Origin of the sequence: Streptomyces katrae (genome assembly GCF_002028425.1) — a bacterium.
Lineage (GTDB): Bacteria > Actinomycetota > Actinomycetes > Streptomycetales > Streptomycetaceae > Streptomyces > Streptomyces katrae_A.
The window spans coordinates 2,686,861-2,705,445 of record NZ_CP020042.1; the positions used below are offsets into that span (position 1 = coordinate 2,686,861).

An 18,585-nucleotide genomic window follows, 5' to 3' on the forward strand; every position below is an offset into this window, starting at 1 on the left:
GCCCGGCAGGGCCGCGGTCCCGGCCCGGGGCCTACCCCCAGCGCCCCGTGCGCGCCAGCAGGACGGCGGTGGCCGCCGTGCCCGCCGTCGAGGTGCGCAGGACGCTGTGGCCCAGGCGGTACGGGCGGGCGCCCGCCTCCGCGAAGGCGGCCAGTTCCTCCGGGGAGACCCCGCCCTCGGGGCCGACCACCAGGACCACCGAGCCCGACTCGGGGAGGGCGGCCGTCGCCAGCGGCTCCGAGCCCGCCTCGCGGTCCTCGTGAAGCACCATGGCCAGATCGGCGGTGGCCAGCAGCGCGGCTACCTGCTTGGTGGACAGCGCCTCGCCGACCTCCGGGAAACGGACCCGGCGCGACTGCTTGCCCGACTCCCGGGCGGTGGCCCGCCACTTGGCCAGGGACTTGGCCCCGCGCTCGCCGCGCCACTGGGTGATGCACCGGGAGGCCTGCCACGGCACGATGGCGTCGACCCCGGTCTCCGTCATCGTCTCCACGGCGACCTCGCCCCGGTCGCCCTTGGGCAGCGCCTGCACCACCGTGATCCGCACGGCCGGCTCCGGCTCCTCCCGGATCTCGTGCAGGTCCATGACCACCAGGCGGTCCTTGCCCTCGGCCGCCTTGACCACGCCCTCCGCCCAGCGGCCCCGCCCGTCGGTGAGGACCACGTCCTCGCCCGGAGCCAGCCGCTTCACGGACACGGCGTGCCGCCCCTCGGGGCCGTCCAGCACGAACTCCGGCCCCGCGGGGACCTCTTCGACCACGAACACGGGGGCCGTCATGACGCTCTCCTCATCTGCAACACCTTCAACGCGCTCTGTGCCTCGGCCAGTTCTGCCGCCAGCACCTCCACCAGCTCCCCGGCCGGCAGCGCCCGGGCCAGCCGGTGCCCCTGCCCCGCCCACAGCGCCATGCCCTGCGGGTCCCCGGCCGCGGCGGCCGCCTTGCGCAGCCCCGAGGTCATGTGGTGGATCTGGGGGTAGGCGGCCGGGGCGTACGGGCCGTGCTCGCGCACGAACCGGTTCACCAGGCCCCGCCCGGGCCGGCCCGAGAAGGCCCGGGTCAGCTCGGTGTGCGGGAACATCGGGTCGGTCAGGGCCTTCTTGTGCAGCGGGTGGGCGCCCGACTCCCGGCAGGCCAGGAAGGCCGTGCCCAGCTGCGCGGCCTCCGCGCCCGCCGCTAGCAGCGCGGCGATCTGCGCGCCGCGCATCACCCCGCCCGCCGCGATGATCGGCAGGGCCACGGCCTCCCGGACCTGGGTGACCAGGGCGAGCAGGCCGACGCCGGCCGTGCCGTCGGTCTGCGGGTCGTCGCGGTGGGTGCCCTGGTGGCCGCCGGCCTCGACGCCCTGGACGCAGACGGCGTCGGCGCCGGCAGCCTGGGCGGCGCGGGCCTCCTCGGCCGAGGTCACGGTGACGATCGTGTACGTGCCGGCCGCCCGCAGGCGCGCCAGGGCGGCGGGGTCGGGACAGCCGAAGGTGAAGGAGACGACCCGTACCGGGTCCTCCAGCAGGATGGCGAGCTTGGCGTCGTAGCCGTCGTCGCTGGTGCCGATGATGTCCTCCTCCGCGAGGGAGACCTCGTACCAGCTCGCCTCTCCGGCCAGCTGCCCGCGGTAGGCCTCGACGGCGGCCGGGTCGACCTGGCCGGACTGCGGGAGGAAGAGGTTCACGCCGAAGGGGCGCCGGGTGAGTCCGCGCGTCTGCTTGATCTCCTGGTACATGCCGTCGGCGGTCTTGTAGCCGCCGGCCAGGAAGCCGAGCCCGCCCGCTTCGCACACGGCGGCGACGAGGGGCGGGCCGGAGACGCCGCCCGCCATGGGAGCCTGCACGATCGGATACGGGTGGAGACCGTTCGGTGCGGAGGACATGGACTGCATCGTGCCATGTCCGGGTCACGGCGCCGAATCATGGCATTCGCCTGGCATAGTCCGCTTTCCCGGCGGCCCGGCAACGGCGAGAGCCCGGTACGGGGTCTCCCGTACCGGGCTCTCGCGGGGTCCGTCCGCCGAGCGGTCAGCGGCCGTTGAACGCGTCCTTCAGGCGGCTGAACAGGCCCTGCTGGCCCGGCGCGAACTGGCCCATGGGCCGCTCCTCACCGCGCAGCTTGGCGAGCTGGCGCAGCAGCTCCTCCTGCTGGGCGTCCAGCTTGCCGGGGGTGGTGACCTCGACGTGGACGATCAGGTCGCCCCGGCCGCCGCCGCGCAGGTGCGTGACGCCGCGCCCGTGCAGCGGGATCGCCTGGCCGGACTGGGTGCCGGGGCGGACGTCGATCTCCTCCAAGCCGTCCAGCGTCTCCAGCGGGCACTTGGTGCCCAGGGCCGCGGCCGTCATGGGGATGGTCACCGTGCAGTGCAGGTCGTCCCCGCGCCGCTGGAAGGTCGGGTGCGGCAGCTCGTGGATCTCCACGTACAGGTCGCCGGCGGGGCCGCCGCCGGGGCCGACCTCGCCCTCGCCCGCGAGCTGGATCCGGGTGCCGTTCTCGACGCCGGCCGGGATCTTGACCGTCAGGCTGCGGCGGGAGCGGACCCGGCCGTCGCCCGCGCACTCGGGGCACGGGGTCGGGACCACGGTGCCGAAGCCCTGGCACTGCGGGCAGGGGCGCGAGGTCATGACCTGGCCCAGGAAGGACCGGGTGACCTGCGAGACCTCACCGCGGCCGCGGCACATGTCACAGGTCTGCGCGGAGGTGCCGGGTGCGGCGCCCTCGCCGGAGCAGGTGCCGCAGACCACGGCGGTGTCGACCTGGATGTCCTTGGTCGTGCCGAAGGCCGCCTCGTCCAGCTCCAGGTCGAGGCGGATCATGGCGTCCTGGCCGCGGCGGGTCCGCGAGCGCGGGCCGCGCTGCGAGGCCTGGCCGAAGAAGGCGTCCATGATGTCGGAGAAGTTGCCGAAGCCGCCGGCTCCGAAGCCGCCCGCGCCACCGCCGCCGCCCGAGGAGGACAGCGGGTCGCCGCCGAGGTCGTAGACCTGCTTCTTCTGCGGGTCCGAGAGGACCTCGTAGGCCGCGTTGATCTCCTTGAAGCGCTCCTGCGTCTTCGGGTCCGGGTTCACGTCCGGGTGGAGTTCACGCGCGAGGCGGCGGAAGGCCTTCTTGATCTCGTCCTGCGATGCGTCGCGGCGCACGCCGAGTACGGCGTAGTAGTCCGTGGCCACTTACGACTCCGCCAGGATCTGTCCGACGTAACGTGCCACTGCGCGTACCGCTCCCATCGTTCCGGGGTAGTCCATGCGGGTCGGTCCGACCACGCCGAGTTTGGCGACTGCTTCGCCGCCCGAACCGTAGCCGACGGACACGACCGACGTGGAGTTGAGCCCCTCGTAGGCGTTCTCGTGCCCGATCCGTACGGCCATCCCCGACTCTCCGGCCTCGCCCAGCAGCTTCAGGAGCACCACGTGCTCCTCGAGCGCTTCCAGGACGGGCCTGATCGTCAAGGGAAAATCATGTCCGAAGCGAGTGAGGTTGGCGGTGCCGCCGATCATCAGCCGCTCCTCCGCCTCCTCGGCCAGCGTTTCGAGGAGGGTCGCGAGCACCGCCTTGACGGTGGCCCGGTCGTCGATCTCGAACGACTCCGGCAGGTCCTGCACCAGGTTCGGAACGTCGGTGAAACGACGGCCGACCACCCGGCTGTTGAGCCGTGCCCGCAGATCGGCGAGGGAGTTCTCGCCGAACGGGGTCTGGGTGTCGACCATGCGCTGCTCGACCCGTCCGGTGTCGGTGATCAGCACGAGCATCAGCCGGGCCGGGGCCAGCGACAGCAGCTCGACGTGCCGGACGGTGGAGCGGGTCAGCGACGGGTACTGGACGACGGCGACCTGGCGGGTCAGCTGCGCGAGCAGCCGGACCGTGCGGCCGACGACGTCGTCGAGGTCCACGGCCCCGTCGAGGAAGTTCTGGATGGCCCGCCGCTCGGGCGTCGACAGCGGCTTGACGCCGGCCAGCTTGTCGACGAAGAGGCGGTAGCCCTTGTCGGTGGGGATCCGGCCGGCGCTGGTGTGGGGCTGTGCGATGTAGCCCTCCTCCTCCAGCACCGCCATGTCGTTGCGCACGGTGGCCGGTGAGACGCCCAGCTTGTGCCGCTCGGTGAGGGCCTTGGAGCCGACGGGCTCCTCCGTCCCGACGTAGTCCTGGACGATGGCGCGCAGCACTTCGAGTCTGCGTTCACTGAGCATTGCGCACACCTCCGGATGCGGTCGGTCGTCGGGCGGTCGTGGCCGGGCAGTCCTGCGGTCCTGCGTTCCTGCCGGCTTGCGGTCTTGATCGGCTGGCACTCTGCTCGTCCGAGTGCCAGAGATCCCCCGCTCAGTGTACGGCCGGGTAGTACGCCGCAGGCAAGGGTGGCCCGCCAGGGTAGCGTCGCGGCATGGACGTACGTTGGGAAGAGGCGGGCTGGGAACGGGTGGCCGCGCGGGTGGGCCGACGACGCCTCCCGGTGTGGGACTGCACGGTGGGGCTGGTGGTGGGGGACGACTCGGTGCTCCTGATCGACCCCGGATCGAGTGTGCGGGAAGGGGCTCAGGTGCGTGCCGAGGCGGAGCGGCTGACCGGGCGGCACGTGACCCATATCGCATTCACGCACGGACATTTCGATCACGTGCTGGGGGGTCCCGCCTTCTCCGGCGCCCAGTTCTACGGGGCGGTCGGACTGGAGCGGCTGCTGGCGACGTCCGGGGGCCGCGAGGAGCTGCGGGAGAGCGCCGTGGCCCAGGGCCTGCCGCAGGACGCGGCCGCGGAGGCGTGCGACCTGCTCCAGGCCCCGGGGCACCTGGTGTCGGGCGAGTGGACGCTGGAGCTCGGCGGGGTGCAGGTGCTGCTCGCCAACGTGGGGCCCGCGCACTCCCAGCACGACCTGGCCGTCTTCGTGCCGGGCGAGCGGGAGGCGGTGTTCTGCGGGGACCTGGTCGAGGAGTCCGGGGAGCCCCAGGCGGGCTCGGACGCAGTGCCGGGCCAGTGGCCGGCGGCCCTGGACCGGCTGCTGTCGCTGGGCGGGGAGGACGCGCTGTACGTGCCGGGTCACGGAGCGGTGGTGGACGCGGGCTTCGTGCGTGCGCAACGCGACACACTGGCGGACCGGTTCGGCGTGTCGCGGGCGTGAGGGCGGCCGCGCTCCTAGTGTCGGCCGGATGCGTGAGTACTCCCCCGACCTGACCCCGCAGTGGAAGCGCGCCAAGGCCGTTCCGGAGGTGCCGGCCGACCCCGATCTGGTGGTCGAGGTGGCGGGTACGGACTTCTGCGGCGCAGTGGTGGCGTGCGAGGCGGGCACGGTGACCCTGGAGGACCGGTTCGGCAGGCGCCGGGTGTTCCCGCTGGAGCCGCGCGGCTTCCTGCTGGACGGCGCGGTGGTGACGCTGACCCGCCCCTCACGGGCTCCGGCCGGGCCGGCCCGTACGGCCTCGGGCTCGATCGCCGTCCCGGGGGCGCGGGCGCGGGTGGCCCGGGCGGGGCGGATCTACGTGGAGGGGCGGCACGACGCGGAGCTGGTCGAGCGGGTCTGGGGCGACGACCTGCGGATCGAGGGCGTGGTGGTGGAGTACCTGGAGGGGGTCGACGACCTCGCGGCGGTGGTGGCCGAGTTCGCCCCGGGTCCGGACGCGCGGCTCGGGGTCCTGGTGGACCACCTGGTGCCGGGGTCGAAGGAGTCCCGGATCGCGGCGTCGGTGACCGGGCCGGACGTGCTGGTGGTGGGCCACCCGTACGTGGACGTCTGGCAGGCGGTGAAGCCGTCGGCGCTGGGCATCGGCGCGTGGCCGGAGGTTCCGCGCGGCCAGGACTGGAAGACGGGCGTCTGCCGGGCCCTGGGCTGGCCGGAGAACACGGGGGCCGCCTGGCAGCACATCCTGTCCCGCGTGACGTCCTACCGCGACCTGGAGCCTACGCTGCTGGGGCGGGTGGAGGAGCTGATCGACTTCGTCACGGATAGTGGTGGGGCCTGACGCCCTGGAACGTGCCGAAGTCGCTCGTGTCCAGCTCGATGCCGAGCGGCTCCAGCGGCAGCGGCTCGCCGAACTTCGTGACCCGTTGCGCACGGTAGTCGGCGTCGTCCCCCTTCCCGACGGGGATGGTCAGCAGGACGCACTGCCCGACGACCGGGTCGACGATCAGGTAGGCGGGCACCCGGCCCGCGGCATAGATCGAGCGCTTGACCACGTAGTCCCTGTCGACGCTGGTTTTGGACACGACCTCCACCACCAGCGTGATCAGCTGCGACGGCAGGAGGCGGCCCGACCCCGGGTGTGCCTGGCGGTCCAGGACCACCAGGTCGGGCACGGGCTCGCTCGCCTCGTCGACGATGTCGACGTCCTGGGTCTGGAGCCGCGCCCAGCGCTTGCGCGGGATCTGGTCCTGCACGTCCTCCACGATCAGGTTGTGCACCAGATCGGGACTGGCGATCATCACGATTTCCCCCCGGAGGAGCTCGACCTTGACTCCGTCGGGAGGCTGGAACCCCTCGAAGAACTTGGCCATCCCACGCTCGTCCACAGCGGTCATCTCCGTGGTCCTCCACATCCGCCGCGTACTGTCGACGGCAGCCTAGGGACAGCGTAGGCAGAGGGCTCCGGGTTACGGGGGGATTCACCCGGGCGGGGGATCAGTCCACCAGGTCCCGCACCACCGCGTCCGCCAGCAGCCGCCCCCGCAGGGTCAGCACCGCGCGGCCGGCCTCGTACGGGCCCGCCTCCAGCAGGCCGTCCGCCAGGGCCCGCCGGGAGGCCGCCAGGCCCGCCGGGGCCAGCAGGGACAGCGGGGCGCCGTCGACCAGGCGGAGCTCCAGCAGGATCCGCTCCACCCGCCGGTCCTCCTCCGAGAGCAGCTCGCGCCCCGCGCCCGGGGAGCGGCCCTCGGCGAGGGCGGCCGCGTAGGCGCCCGGGTGCTTGACGTTCCACCAGCGGACCCCGCCCACGTGCGAGTGGGCGCCGGGGCCGGCGCCCCACCAGTCGGCCCCGCGCCAGTACAGCTCGTTGTGCAGGCAGCGGCCGGCCTCGGAGGTGGCCCAGTTCGAGACCTCGTACCAGTGGTAGCCGGCCCGCTCCATGACCTCGTCGGCGATCAGGTACCGGTCGGCGTGGACGTCGTCGTCGGTCATCGGGACCTCGCCGCGGCGGATCCGGCGGGCCAGCTGGGTGCCCTCCTCGACGATGAGCGCGTAGGCGCTGATGTGGTCGGGCCCGGCGCCGAGCGCGGCGTCCAGGGAGGCCCGCCAGTCCTCGTCGGACTCGCCGGGGGTGCCGTAGATCAGGTCGAGGTTGACGTGCTCGAAGCCCGCCGCGCGGGCCTCGGCGACGCAGGCCTCGGGGCGGCCCGGGGTGTGGGTGCGGTCGAGGACCTTGAGCACGTGCTGCTTCGCGCTCTGCATGCCGAAGGAGATCCGGTTGAACCCGCCCGCGCGCAGCTCCGCCAGGTACTCGGGGTTCACGGACTCGGGGTTGGCCTCGGTGGTGACCTCGGCGTCCTCGGCCAGCCCAAACTCGTCGCGGATCGCGCCGAGCATGCGGACGAGGTCGCGGGCGGGCAGCAGGGTGGGCGTGCCGCCGCCGACGAAGACGGTCCGTACGGCGCGCGGGTCGTCGCCGAGCACCTTGCGGGCCAGGCGGACCTCGTCGATCAGGGTGTCGGCGTAGTTCTCGCGGGAGGCGAGGACGCCGCCGGTGCCGCGCAGCTCGGTGGGGGTGTAGGTGTTGAAGTCGCAGTACCCGCAGCGGGTGGCGCAGTACGGGACGTGCAGGTAGAACCCCAGCGGCCGCTCCCCGGCGCCCGCCAGGGCGTGCGACGGCAGCGAGCCGTCTTCGGGCATGGGGTCACCGTCGGGCAGTGCGGAAGGCATACGGCCATTGTCCCGCACTCGCGGTGGCCCGGCGGCCCGCGCCGGCAGGGGCGCGGGCCGCCGGCGCGGCGGCGGGCGTCAGGCCTCGCGGGAACCCGCGTACATCTCCTCGATGAGGTGCTTGAACTCGCGCTCGACGACGGGGCGCTTCAGCTTGAGGCTGGGCGTGAGGTCGCCGTGCTCGACGTCCAGGTCGCGCGGCAGGATCCGGAACTTCTTGATCGTCTGCCAGCGCTGGAGGTTCTCGTTGAGGGTCTGTACGTAGGTCTCGATCAGCCGGTCGGTCTCGGGGGCGGCCAGGACCTCGCCGTAGGTCTTGCCCTCCAGGCCGTTCTCGGCGGCCCAGCCGAGGATGGCGGGCTCGTCGAGGGCGATCAGGGCGGAGCAGAAGTTCCGGTCGGCGCCGTGGACGACGATCGTGGACACGTAGGGGCAGATCGCCTTGAACTGGCCCTCGATCTCGGCCGGGGCGACGTACTTGCCGCCCGAGGTCTTGATCAGGTCCTTCTTGCGGTCGGTGATGCGCAGGTAGCCGTCCGGGGAGAGTTCGCCGATGTCGCCGGTGTGCAGCCAGCCGTCGCTCTCCAGGACCTCGTCGGTCTTGTCGGGCTGGCGGTGGTAGCCCTGCATGATGCCGGGGCCGCGCAGCAGGACCTCGCCGTCGTCGGCGATGCGGACCTCGGTGCCGGGCAGCGGCTTGCCGACGGTGCCGGTGCGGTAGGCCTCGCCGGGGTTGACGAAGGAGGCGGCGCTCGACTCCGTCAGCCCGTAGCCCTCCAGGATGTGGATGCCGGCGCCGGAGAAGAAGTAGCCGATCTCGGGGGAGAGGGCGGAGGCGCCGGAGACGGCGGCGCGGAGCTTGCCGCCGAAAGCCTCGCGGAGCTTGGAGTAGACGAGGGCGTCGGCGACCTTGTGCTTGGTGGTGAGGGCGAAGGGCGCGGTGGCCCGGCCGGTGCGGCGGTAGTTGTCCTGGGTGACCTTGGCGTACTCGCGGGCGACGCCCGCGGCCCACTGGAAGATCTTGTACTTGGCGCCGCCGCCGGCCCGGGCCTTGGCGGCCACGCCGTTGTAGACCTTCTCGAAGATGCGCGGGACGGCCGCCATGTAGGTGGGCTGGACGACCGGCAGGTTCTCGATGATCTTGTCGATGCGGCCGTCGACGGCGGTGACGTGCCCGACCTCGATCTGGCCGGAGGTGAGCACCTTGCCGAAGACGTGCGCGAGGGGCAGCCACAGGTACTGGACGTCGTCGCTGTGGATCATGCCGGTGGCGACGGTGGCCTTGGCCATGTACGACCAGTTGTCGTGCGGGAGGCGGACGCCCTTGGGGCGGCCGGTGGTGCCCGAGGTGTAGATGAGGGTGGCGAGCTGGTCGGAGGTGATGGCCGCGATCCGGTCCTTGACGGCCGCCGGGTGCTGGTCCAGGTACTCCTTGCCGCGCGCTTCCAGGTCGGCCAGGGAGAGCACCCAGCCCTCGGGGTCGCCCTCGGCCGCCACCGCGTCGGCCGCCTCCACGACGACCACGTGGCGCAGGTCGGGGAGGTCGGCGCGGCGCTCGCGGGCCTTGGCCAGCTGGGCGCCGTCCTCGGCGATGAGCACCCGGCTCTCGGAGTCCGAGAGGATGAAGGAGGACTCCTCCGCGTTGGTGCTGGGGTAGATCGTGGTGACGGCGCCGCCCGCGCACATCACGCCCAGGTCGGCCAGGATCCACTCGACGCGGGTGTTGGAGGCGAGGGCGACGCGCTCCTCGGGGCGCAGGCCGAGGGTGATCAGGCCGGCGGCGATGGCGAAGACCCGGTCGGCCGCCTGCCCCCAGCTGAGCGACTTCCAGTCGTCGGGGCCTCCCCCGGGGCGGGCCGAGGGAACGGGGTAGCGGTAGGCCTCCCCGTTCGGCGTGGCGGCGACGCGGTCAAGGAAGAGGGCCGCCACGGTGGGCGGACGGTTCTCGATCAAGGTCTGTGTGTCGCTCACGACATCCTCCGGACCGGGTCCACGCGGCCAGGGCGTGGGCGTGGGGCGCTTGGGACTGGCGGGGCCGGCCACCGGGTACGCGGCTGGCAGGTTTTCATTACCGGCCGGTTAACTGGCCGGTAACCATCGAGCTTTGATCAGGGTAGAGGCCGCCCGGCCGGTGCGTAAGGGCCTCCGAGCGGCCGCTTCATAACGAAAAGGGCCCCCATGCGAGTGCATGTGGGCCCTTTCGCACGCCAGGGGCGGCCGCGGCTACTTCTTCTTGCTGCTGGACTCGTCGCTGGAGAGGACGGCGATGAAGGCCTCCTGCGGGACCTCCACGGAGCCGACCATCTTCATGCGCTTCTTGCCTTCCTTCTGCTTCTCCAGCAGCTTCCGCTTACGGGAGATGTCACCGCCGTAGCACTTGGCGAGGACGTCCTTGCGGATGGCGCGGATGGTCTCGCGGGCGATGACGCGGGAGCCGACGGCCGCCTGGATCGGCACCTCGAACGCCTGCCGCGGGATGAGCTCGCGCAGCTTGGCGACCAGGCGCACGCCGTAGGCGTAGGCGGCGTCCTTGTGACAGACGGCGGAGAAGGCGTCGACCTTGTCACCGTGCAGCAGGATGTCCACCTTGACCAGGCTGGACGACTGCTCGCCGGTGGGCTCGTAGTCCAGGGAGGCGTAACCGCGCGTCTTGGACTTCAGCTGGTCGAAGAAGTCGAACACGATCTCCGCGAGCGGGAGCGTGTAGCGGATCTCGACGCGGTCCTCGGAGAGGTAGTCCATGCCGAGCAGGGTGCCGCGGCGCTGCTGGCAGAGCTCCATGATCGCGCCGATGAACTCGGTGGGCGCCAGCACGGTGGCCCGGACGACCGGCTCGAAGACGTCCTTGATCTTGCCTTCGGGGAACTCGCTCGGGTTGGTGACGGTGACTTCCTTGCCGTCCTCCAGCACCACCCGGTAGACCACGTTGGGCGCGGTGGCGATCAGGTCGAGGCCGAACTCGCGCTCCAGGCGCTCGCGGACCACGTCCAGGTGGAGCAGGCCGAGGAAGCCGACGCGGAAGCCGAAGCCGAGCGCCGCCGAGGTCTCCGGCTCGTAGACGAGCGCGGCGTCGTTGAGCTGGAGCTTGTCCAGGGCCTCGCGCAGCTCCGGGTAGTCCGAGCCGTCGAGCGGGTACAGGCCCGAGAAGACCATCGGCTTCGGGTCCTTGTAGCCGCCGAGGGACTCGGTGGCGCCGCCCGTCATCTGCGTGATGGTGTCGCCGACCTTGGACTGGCGGACGTCCTTCACACCGGTGATCAGGTAGCCCACCTCGCCGACGGACAGGCCGTCGGCCGGCAGCATCTCCGGCGAGTTGGTGCCGATCTCCAGCAGCTCGTGGGTGGCGTTCGTGGACATCATGCGGATGCGCTCGCGCTTGTTGAGCGTGCCGTCCACGACACGGACGTACGTGACGACGCCGCGGTACGAGTCGTATACCGAGTCGAAGATCATCGCGCGGGCCGGGGCGTCCTTGACGCCGACCGGGGCCGGGACGGTCTGGACGACGCGGTTGAGCAGCGCGTCGACGCCGAGGCCGGTCTTCGCCGAGACGCGCAGGACGTCGTCGGGGTCGCAGCCGACCAGGTTCGCGAGCTCCTCGGCGAACTTCTCCGGCTGGGCGGCCGGCAGGTCGATCTTGTTCAGGACCGGGACGATCGCGAGGTCGTTCTCCATCGCCAGGTACAGGTTGGCGAGGGTCTGGGCCTCGATGCCCTGGGCGGCGTCGACCAGGAGGATCGTGCCCTCGCAGGCGGCGAGGGAGCGCGAGACCTCGTAGGTGAAGTCGACGTGGCCCGGGGTGTCGATCATGTTCAGGATGTGCGTGGTCCCCTGGCCCTCGCCCTCGGTGGGGGCCCAGGGCAGACGGACCGCCTGCGACTTGATCGTGATGCCGCGCTCACGCTCGATGTCCATGCGGTCGAGGTACTGGGCGCGCATCTGCCGCTGGTCGACGACGCCGGTGAGCTGCAGCATCCGGTCGGCGAGGGTCGACTTGCCGTGGTCGATGTGCGCGATGATGCAGAAGTTGCGGATCAGCGCCGGGTCGGTACGGCTCGGCTCGGGCACGTGGCTGGGGATGGCGGGCACGCAGTGTCCTGATTCTCGGGTCGCTGTCGGATCTGCTGTCGAACGGTACGCAGGCTCCCATGGTCCCATGGACGGGGCGATGCGCTCGGTTTGGGCCGGTCGGAGCGCGCCTGGTAGCCTGGGTGGCTGTGTCTCGCATGCCCTCTCAGCAGAAGAGGCACATCCGGAAAAATACTCTGAACCTGAAAAGGCTCTTTCGTGGCGAACATCAAGTCCCAGATCAAGCGGAACAAGACCAACGAGAAGGCCCGCCTTCGCAACAAGTCGGTCAAGTCCGAGCTGCGCACCTTCATCCGCAAGGCCAACGAGGCCATCCTCGCCGGCGACGCGGAGAAGGCCACCGCTGCGGCCCGCCTGGCTTCCAAGAAGCTGGACAAGGCCGTCTCGAAGGGTGTCATCCACAAGAACGCCGCCGCCAACAAGAAGTCGGCGCTGGCTTCCAAGGTTGCCTCCATCTGAGGTTCCGCACTCGATGTGAACGCCGGGAAGGACCAAGCGGGCCCTCTCATCCGCTCCTGACCGGCAACCAGCGTCGCACGCGGCCTGCGTTCGCCACGCGGGTGCGGCGCACACAGCAGTGACCGAAGGCCCCGGCCTCCGCCCTTCCCCAGGGCGGCGACCGGGGCCTTCGCGCGTCTCCGGCCTCCGGAGGGCCGCGCAGGGCCCCGGGGCGCCCGGAGCGCCCGGGCTCAGCGGCGCTGCGGCCTGGCGGCGCGGGCCACGGCCACGACGGCCTTCTCCAGGGCGTACTCCGGGTCGTCCCCGCCGCCCTTGACCCCCGCGTCGGCCAGCGCGACGGCGCGCAGCGCCTCCGAGACGCCGTCCGCCGACCAGCCGCGCATCTGCTGCCGGACCCGGTCAATCTTCCACGGCGGCATGCCGAGGTCCCGGGCGAGGTCGCCGGGGCGGGCACCGCGCGGGGCGGAGGCCAGCTTCCCGATCGCCCGGACGGCCTGCGCCAGCGCGCTGGTGATCAGCACGGGCGCGACCCCGGTCGCCAGGGACCAGCGCAGGGCCTCCAGGGCCTCCGCCGCCCGCCCCTCGACCGCCCGGTCGGCGACGGTGAAGCTGGAGGCCTCGGCACGGCCGGTGTAGTAGCGGCCGACCACGGCCTCGTCGATGGTGCCCTCGACGTCCGCGCACAGCTGCGCCACCGCGCTCGCCAGCTCCCGCAGGTCGGCGCCGATCGCGTCGACCAGGTTCTGGCAGGCCTCGGGCGTGGCCGAACGGCCCAGTGTCCGGAACTCCTGCCGGACGAAGGAGAGCCGGTCCGCGGCCTTCGTCATCTTCGGGCAGGCGACCTCCCGGGCCCCCGCCTTGCGGGCGGCGTCCAGCACGGCCTTGCCCTTGACCCCGCCCGCGTGGAGGAGGACGAGGCTGATCTCCTCGTACGGGTCGGCGAGGTAGGCCTTGACCTCCTTCACCGTGTCCGCACCCAGGTCCTGCGCGTTCCGCACGATCAGGACCTTGCGCTCGGAGAAGAGCGACGGGCTGGTCAGCTCGGCCAGGGTGCCGGGCTGGAGCTGGTCGGAGGTGAGGTCCCGCACGTCCGTGTCGGCGTCGGCCGCGCGGGCGGCCTTCACCACGTCCCGGACGACGCGGTCCAGCAGCAGGTCCTCCTGCCCCACCGCGAGGGTGATCGGGGCGAGGAGATCGTCGGTGGGGTTCTTCCTGGTGGCCATCGGCTCCAGCATCCCACGCCGCACTGACAGCACCCCGCGCCCGGTGCCCGAGAATGGTCCGGTGAACCTGCGACATGTACTGGTCCTGCCCGACCGCGACGCCGCCGAGGAGGTGGCCCAGGAGGCCGTCGGCCGCTTCGGTCTCCCCGAGGAACCCCAGCTGGTGCGCGACGCCCTGGCCGGCGAGGACGACGCCGAGGACGCCCAGTGGCTGGTGGTCGTCGAGGACCCGCAGCAGCGGCTGGACGCCGCCGTACTGGACGAGCTCGCCGCCGAGTACGAGGGCTGGCTCGAAGCCCCCTGAACCTCCCGGCCGGGCCGCCCTCAGGCCTTGTGGACGATCTGGACGTCCAGCGCCACTTCCACGCTCGAACCGATCGCCGCGATCCCCTGCGCCAGCATCGACTGCCAGTTCAGGGTGAAGTCCTCGCGCTGCAGCTCCGCCGTGGCCCGGCAGGCGGCGCGCGGCTCGCCCTCCAGGCCCGTGCCGACGCCCAGGTACTGGGTGTCCAGGGTGACGGAACGGCTCACCCCGTGCAGGGTCAGGGCGCCCGCGACGGCCCAGCGGCTGCCGCTGCGGTGGATGAACCGCTCGCTGTAGAACTCCACGGTCGGATAGCGGGCCGCGTCCAGGAAGTCCGCCGACCGCAAGTGGTCGTCCCGCATGCGCAGACCGGTGTCGATGCTCGCCGCGTCGATGATCACGTGCATGGAGGAGTCCTCCATGCGCTCCGCGATCCGCACCGCGCCGGCGAAGGTGGTGAACCGGCCGTGGATCCGGGCGAAGCCGATGTGCCTGGCGGTGAACCCGATCGAGGAGTGCGTCGGGTCCAGTTCCCAGTGGCCGGGCTGCGGGAGCACCGGCGGCTCCACCGCGTCCAGGACGATCTCCGCGGTGCCGGGCTGCGCCGGGTCCCCCACGAGCGTCGCCCCGTGGAACGGCGCGTAGCCCTCGGCGCTGACCGACAGCCGGTACTCCCCCTCCGGCATGGCCGCCGTGAACCCCCCGTACGGGTCCGTCTCGCCGCTGACGACCCGTCGGCCGATCGGGTCGGTCACCTCGAACTTGGCCTGGCGGATGGGCTGGTGGACCGTGTCGAGGACCCGGCAGCTCAACAGGCGTGCCGTGGGCGGCAGTGTCAGTGTGGCGGACGTCTGCGAACTCCCGCTCCCGGCCGTATCCGTCCCCCGTCGGCGACCGAACATGGCTGATGCACCCCCGTGCTGTGTGTACTTGGTCGGTTCTGGCGAAGAGGCATTCGATCATGCTGTCGGGTTGGGGGCAAACAGAATGGTCGCGCCCGGTATGACCGCGCCTTTTCGGACGACGTCCGGACGGAACCGCACGCAGCCCCGGACCGCCGCCACAGACTGCCACGGAGCCGTCCGTATCGGTGCGCAGCACAGCTGCCCCAAGGGATTCGAGCCGTGTGAGAGTGCCCCGCGCGGGGTGCCCGTAGCGGTTGCCGGACCCCACCGGGACCAGGGCGAGCCGTGGCCGGATCCGTTCCATCAGGCCCGGGTCCTGGTGCGCCGAACCGTGGTGGGCGACCTTGAGCACGTCCACCGCCCCCAGTTCCGGATGCTCCCTCAGCAGGGCCTGCTGGGAGGCTGGTTCGAGGTCCCCGAGCAGCAGGAACGTCAGCCCCGAGACCCGTGCCAGCAGGACCACGCTCGCGTCGTTGGGCCCCTGTGGCACCGGTGCGGAAGCCGAAGGCCACAGCACCCGCCACTCCAGCCGCCCGGCGCGCCGCCGCTCCCCCGCCACCGCCGCCACGACGGGCACCCCGGCCCCCGCCGCCGTCCGCCGGACCTGGGCCGCCCGGCCGGGCGGATCCGCCACCGCGGTGGTCTCGATCACACCCACGGAACGGCCCCGCAACACCCCGGACAGCCCGCCCACGTGGTCGGCGTGAAAGTGCGTCAGCAGCAGTAATGGGATGCTTCTCACACCCAGGGCACGCAGACAGGCGTCCACCGGGCCCGGTTCCGGCCCGGCGTCGACCACGACGGCCGTCCCCGGTCCCGCCGCGAGCACCGCGGCGTCCCCCTGGCCCACGGCGCACTGGACGTAGCTCCAGTCCGGCGGCGGCCAGCCGGTGAGCGCTCGGGTCAGCTGCGGCGGCCGCACCACCGCGACCAGCAACAGCAGCGCCACGCCGGCACGGACACCGCGCCGCCGGCCGAACCGGACCCCGAGCCCCACCAGGGCCGCCGTGACCCCCGCCAGCAGCAGGCCCCCTCCGAACCCGCCCGGCCAGGGCAGCTCCGCCCCCGGCAGCCGTGCCCCGGCCCGCGCGACGGCGGCGATCCACCCCGCCGGCACCCCCGCGCACCGGGCCAGCAGCTCCGCGACGGCCGGCGACAGCGGAGCCGCCGCGAGCGCGGCGAAGCCGAGCACCGTGGCCGGCCCCGCGGCGAGCTCCGCCGGCAGGTTGCACGGCACCGCCACCAGGCTCACCCGGCCCGACAGCACGACCACCACCGGGGCGCACACGGCCTGCGCCGCGGCGGCGGCCCCCAGGGCCTCGGCCAGCCGCGACGGCACCCCGCGCGCCCGCAACGCCCGCGCCCAGCGCGGCCCGAGGGTCAGCAGCGCGCCGGTGGCCAGCACCGACAGCAGGAACCCGTACGCCCGGGCCAGCCAGGGGTCGTACAGCACCAGCAGCAGCACGGCCGCGGCCAGGGCCGGGAGCAGGGACCTGCGCCGCCCCGTGGCCAGGGCCAGCAGGGTCACCGCCCCGCAGGCGGCGGCCCGCAGCACGCTCGGATCGGGCCGGCACACCACCACGAAGCCCACCGTCAGGGCCGCCCCGCACAGGGCGGTGAACCGCAGCGGCAGCCCCAGCCGGGGCGCCAGCCCGCCCCGCTCCACGTACTGCGCCCGCCCCGGCGGCCCGATGAGCAGGTACAGCACCACGGTCAGGTTGGACCCGGACACGGCCAGCAGATGCAGCAGGTCGGTGGCTTCGAACGCGTCGTGCAGCTCGGGCGGGACCCGGGAGGTGTCCCCGACGACCAGCGCCGGCAGCAGGGCGCGGGCGTCCCCGCGGAGCCCGTCGGAGGCCTCCCGCAGCCCGGCGCGCAGCCTCCCGGCGGCCCGCTGCGCGAGGTCCGGGCCCCCCGTCACCCGGGGCGGGACGTCGCCGGCCGGCCGGAGCAGCGCCACGGCCCGCTCCCCCTCCCGCGCCGGGGCCAGCCGGGCCGCGACCGCGACCCGGACCGAGGGCTGCAGCCGGGCCCACTCCGGATGCCCGGCCAGCACCCGGACCGGGGTCTCCACCCGGGTGCCCACGCCGTCGGGGCCCGTCACCCGGGTCACCACCGCGTCCAGCACCACCACGGGCGGCCCGCTCCCGCTCCGGGCGGGCCGGGGATCGGAGCCCACGGTGAGCTCCACCACGACCCGGGCGTGCTCCCCGGCCAGCCGGGCCACCGGCCCCGCCCGCGCCTCGGCCCGCTCCAGCCCGGCCACCCCCGCCCCGGCGGCCGCGCACAACAGCGCGGCCGACACAGCCGTGCCGGCCCGCCACCCGGGCCGCGCCCCACGGCACCCCGCCACCAGCAGCACCCCCGCGACGGCCACCGCGACCCCCGCCCCGAGGGCACACCACCCGGCCGGCACCCCGAGCCCGACGGCCGCCGCGCCCCACGCGGCCAGGGCGGGGCCCACCAGCCGCAGGTCCACGGGCCCGCCATCACCGTCAGCCTCCTGCCCGCCCACCGCCGGACCGCAATCACCGCCCCCGGCCGCCGGCGCACCGCCATCCCCGGCCCCCACCGGCCGGCCGCCGAAGGGCCCGTCCACCGGCGCGCCGACCCGGTCCGGCCATGAAGCCCCGCCCGGCGGGGCGGCCGGGCGGGCGCCCACCGGGCCGTCCGGCCCCGCCCCGGCGCCACCCCGTCCGGGCCCCGCGCCCGGAGCCCCGGCGGCGCTCACAGCCGGACCAGCTTCCGGAGCTCGGCGAACCTGCGGTCGCCGATGCCGTCGACCTGCCGGAGGTCCTCCAGGGCGCGGAACCCGCCCCGGGCGGTGCGGAACTCCACGATGTGCCGGGCCAGCACCGGTCCGACCCCCGGCAGCCCGTCCAGCTGCTCGGCGGTCGCGCTGCCGAGGCTCAGCGGACCGGGACCGGCGCCGCCCCCGGAACCCCCGCCGGCCGGCGCCGGCGGCGCGCTGACCCCGACCAGGACCTGCTCCCCGTCCACCAGCACCCGGGCCCGGTTGAGCCCGGTGGTGTCCGTACCCGGCCGCACTCCCCCGGCGGCGGCCAGCGCGTCCTCCACCCGCGAGCCGCCGGGCAGTCGCAGCACACCGGGCTCACGGACCTTGCCGCCGACATCCACCACGATGCGCCCGCCCGGACCGCCCGGGCTCGCTCCCGGCACCGGGGGCGGGGTCGCGGGAGGCGCGGGGGCGAGCACCGCCGGCGCCGTCACCGGCTGCGGCCGGCCCGACCAGTACTGCTGGGCGGCGAACCCCACCGCCACGGCCAGCACCACCCCCACGACGGCCACGGCCCGGGGCTCCACCCCGCACCGGGCCTGCACCCACACGGGCAGCCGCTCCCGCACGGCCACCCACCGCCCGGCCCCACCCCCGACGGCCCCCGGCACCACACCGGGCCCGGGCCCGGGCGCCGCTCCAGCCGGCACCCCACCCCCGGCCCCCGGACCCCGAGCCGGCTCCCCGGACCCCAGGGCCGCCCCGGGCGCGGCCTCTGGGACCACAGGCGGCTCGGGCACCACAGCCGGCTCGGGCACCACAGCCGGCTCGGGCACCACAGCCGGCTCGGGCGCCGGAGGCGGCTCAGGCGCCTCGGGCGCCGGAGGCGGCTCGGGGCGGCGGGGTCGTGGTGGGGCCCCGCCCAGCAGCGCCTCCGCACGGCGGAGCACGGCGGCGGGGTCGGGGCGCTGGGGCGACCGGCCGACGTCAGACGCGCGGTCGTCGAAAGATACGGAGGTACGCGAGAGGCGTGAAGCACGCGTTCGAAGA

Annotated in this window: 15 protein-coding genes and 1 pseudogene; 4 read left to right on the forward strand and 12 right to left on the reverse strand. The window is 73.6% G+C overall.

Going from position 1 to position 18,585, the window contains the following annotated elements; all coding sequences use genetic code 11:
• Positions 1-31 precede the first annotated feature (31 nt).
• The 4 genes from B4U46_RS12125 to hrcA form a co-directional block, all read right to left on the reverse strand.
• Positions 32-778 carry a 16S rRNA (uracil(1498)-N(3))-methyltransferase gene (locus tag B4U46_RS12125; protein ID WP_079426847.1) on the reverse strand — a complete coding sequence of 249 codons (747 nt, stop codon included), beginning with the start codon at positions 776-778 and terminating at the stop codon, positions 32-34.
• Positions 775-1,866 (reverse strand): nitronate monooxygenase, encoded by a 1,092-nt coding sequence (locus tag B4U46_RS12130; protein WP_079431716.1) that lies wholly within the window; start codon positions 1,864-1,866, stop codon positions 775-777. The genes B4U46_RS12125 and B4U46_RS12130 overlap by 4 nt, the downstream gene beginning before the upstream one ends.
• 145 nt (positions 1,867-2,011) lie before the next feature.
• Positions 2,012-3,151 carry a molecular chaperone DnaJ gene (dnaJ, locus tag B4U46_RS12135; protein WP_079426849.1) on the reverse strand — a complete coding sequence of 380 codons (1,140 nt, stop codon included), beginning with the start codon at positions 3,149-3,151 and terminating at the stop codon, positions 2,012-2,014.
• Positions 3,152-4,168: a heat-inducible transcriptional repressor HrcA gene (gene hrcA / locus B4U46_RS12140; protein WP_045946278.1), complete on the reverse strand. Its 1,017-nt coding sequence runs from the start codon at positions 4,166-4,168 to the stop codon at positions 3,152-3,154.
• Positions 4,169-4,359: 191 nt separating this feature from the next.
• Between hrcA and B4U46_RS12145 the strand changes: the two genes are divergently transcribed.
• Together B4U46_RS12145 and B4U46_RS12150 are read left to right on the forward strand one after the other, a co-directional pair.
• A complete protein-coding gene (locus tag B4U46_RS12145; protein WP_079426851.1) occupies positions 4,360-5,091 on the forward strand; it encodes an MBL fold metallo-hydrolase in 732 nt (243 codons plus the stop codon).
• A 28-nt stretch (positions 5,092-5,119) separates the two neighbouring features.
• On the forward strand, positions 5,120-5,929 hold the full coding sequence (locus tag B4U46_RS12150; protein ID WP_079426853.1) for a DUF3097 domain-containing protein: 810 nt from the start codon (positions 5,120-5,122) through the stop codon (positions 5,927-5,929).
• Here the strand turns inward: B4U46_RS12150 and B4U46_RS12155 are convergent.
• The 4 genes from B4U46_RS12155 to lepA all read right to left on the reverse strand — a co-directional run bounded on the left by B4U46_RS12155 (position 5,907) and on the right by lepA (position 11,907).
• Positions 5,907-6,485, reverse strand: coding sequence for a Uma2 family endonuclease (locus B4U46_RS12155; protein WP_079426855.1), 579 nt, complete (start codon positions 6,483-6,485; stop codon positions 5,907-5,909). The two genes, B4U46_RS12150 and B4U46_RS12155, sit on opposite strands and share 23 nt — an antisense overlap.
• 100 nt (positions 6,486-6,585) lie before the next feature.
• On the reverse strand, positions 6,586-7,818 hold the full coding sequence (hemW, locus tag B4U46_RS12160; RefSeq protein WP_079426857.1) for a radical SAM family heme chaperone HemW: 1,233 nt from the start codon (positions 7,816-7,818) through the stop codon (positions 6,586-6,588).
• A gap of 78 nt (positions 7,819-7,896) precedes the next feature.
• Entirely contained in the window at positions 7,897-9,789 is a 1,893-nt protein-coding gene (locus tag B4U46_RS12165; protein WP_079426859.1) for an AMP-dependent synthetase/ligase, read from the reverse strand.
• Between the two features lie 252 nt (positions 9,790-10,041).
• The gene (gene lepA, locus B4U46_RS12170) at positions 10,042-11,907 is read right to left on the reverse strand and encodes a translation elongation factor 4 (RefSeq protein ID WP_079426861.1); all 1,866 of its coding nucleotides are present in this window, start codon (positions 11,905-11,907) and stop codon (positions 10,042-10,044) included.
• A gap of 198 nt (positions 11,908-12,105) precedes the next feature.
• Here lepA and rpsT point away from each other — a divergent pair, with 198 nt between their 5' ends.
• The gene (gene rpsT, locus B4U46_RS12175; protein WP_079426863.1) at positions 12,106-12,366 is read left to right on the forward strand and encodes a 30S ribosomal protein S20; all 261 of its coding nucleotides are present in this window, start codon (positions 12,106-12,108) and stop codon (positions 12,364-12,366) included.
• A 230-nt stretch (positions 12,367-12,596) separates the two neighbouring features.
• Here the strand turns inward: rpsT and holA are convergent, their stop codons facing one another.
• On the reverse strand, positions 12,597-13,589 hold the full coding sequence (gene holA / locus B4U46_RS12180) for a DNA polymerase III subunit delta (RefSeq protein WP_185117276.1): 993 nt from the start codon (positions 13,587-13,589) through the stop codon (positions 12,597-12,599).
• Positions 13,590-13,650: 61 nt separating this feature from the next.
• On the opposite strand from holA, the gene B4U46_RS12185 reads away from it, so the two are divergent.
• Positions 13,651-13,893: a hypothetical protein gene (locus B4U46_RS12185; protein WP_079426867.1), complete on the forward strand. Its 243-nt coding sequence runs from the start codon at positions 13,651-13,653 to the stop codon at positions 13,891-13,893.
• Positions 13,894-13,913: 20 nt separating this feature from the next.
• Here the strand turns inward: B4U46_RS12185 and B4U46_RS12190 are convergent, their stop codons facing one another.
• The 3 genes and pseudogenes from B4U46_RS12190 to B4U46_RS12200 all read right to left on the reverse strand — a co-directional run bounded on the left by B4U46_RS12190 (position 13,914) and on the right by B4U46_RS12200 (position 18,164).
• On the reverse strand, positions 13,914-14,795 hold the full coding sequence (locus B4U46_RS12190) for a YceI family protein (protein WP_079426869.1): 882 nt from the start codon (positions 14,793-14,795) through the stop codon (positions 13,914-13,916).
• 124 nt (positions 14,796-14,919) lie between these two features.
• Positions 14,920-17,277: pseudogene (locus B4U46_RS12195) on the reverse strand (ComEC/Rec2 family competence protein); the annotation flags it as partial.
• Positions 17,278-17,525: 248 nt separating this feature from the next.
• Positions 17,526-18,164, reverse strand: a complete 639-nt coding sequence (locus B4U46_RS12200) for a helix-hairpin-helix domain-containing protein (RefSeq protein ID WP_311736927.1) — start codon at positions 18,162-18,164, stop codon at positions 17,526-17,528.
• Positions 18,165-18,585: the final 421 nt, after the last annotated feature.